Genomic DNA, 246 nt, shown 5'->3' on the forward strand with positions numbered 1-246 from the left:
TTCAAAGTGTGATGTTTGATAAAGACACATTAATCGTATCTTATGATTATGAACGCGGTGAGCCGCGCGGTGCCCGTAAAAAAGGCACAAACCCAGAGCACTTAGGCGACTGCATTGAATGCACCATGTGTGTGCAGGTCTGCCCTACTGGTATCGATATTCGTGATGGCCTGCAAGTCGGCTGTATTCAGTGTGCGGCTTGTATCGATGCCTGTAACGAAGTGATGGACAAGGTCGGCTATCCGC

Annotated in this window: 1 protein-coding gene; it reads left to right on the plus strand. The window is 49.2% G+C overall.

Going from position 1 to position 246, the window contains the following annotated elements:
- Positions 1 to 246, plus strand: a 246-nt coding sequence (locus AAEZ00_RS21920; RefSeq protein WP_351090133.1) for a 4Fe-4S dicluster domain-containing protein, incomplete at both ends; no start/stop codon positions are given.

The sequence above is a fragment of the Shewanella sp. S1-49-MNA-CIBAN-0167 genome (genome assembly GCF_040310145.1).
Taxonomy (GTDB): Bacteria; Pseudomonadota; Gammaproteobacteria; order Enterobacterales; family Shewanellaceae; genus Shewanella; species Shewanella psychromarinicola.